The sequence below is a fragment of the Pseudomonas sp. 43(2021) genome (assembly GCF_017490805.1).
GTDB lineage: Bacteria > Pseudomonadota > Gammaproteobacteria > Pseudomonadales > Pseudomonadaceae > Aquipseudomonas.
The window spans coordinates 1-454 of record NZ_JAFGYJ010000491.1 but is presented as its reverse complement, the minus strand read 5'-3'; the positions used below and the strand labels follow the sequence as shown (position 1 = coordinate 454).

Annotated in this window: 1 protein-coding gene; it reads left to right on the top strand. The window is 59.7% G+C overall.

Translation table 11 applies throughout. The features are described from left to right. Positions 1 to 454, top strand: a 454-nt coding sequence (locus J5M71_RS28325) for a transporter substrate-binding domain-containing protein (protein ID WP_207838950.1), incomplete at both ends; no start/stop codon positions are given.

The following is a 454-nucleotide window of genomic DNA, read 5'->3' as shown; positions in this document are numbered from 1 at the left end:
GAAAAAAGGTTTCGTGCAGTGTGGCGTGAGCGACGGTCTGCCGGGCTTCTCGGTACCGGATGCGACCGGCAAGATTCTCGGCATCGATGCTGACGTCTGCCGCGCTGTTGCGGCAGCCGTTTTCGGCGACGCCAACAAGGTCAAGTTCAGCCAGTTGAACGCCAAGGAGCGCTTCACCGCGCTGCAGTCCGGCGAGATCGACATCCTGTCGCGCAACACCACCATGACCAGTTCCCGTGACGCGGGCATGGGCCTGAAATTCCCGGGCTTCATCACCTACTACGACGGCATCGGCTTCCTGGTGAACAACAAGCTGGGCGTGAAAAGTGCCAAAGAGCTCGACGGCGCGACCATCTGCATCCAGGCCGGTACCACCACCGAACTGAACGTTTCCGACTACTTCCGTGGCAACGGTCTGAAATACACCCCGATCACCTTCGACACCTCCGATGAA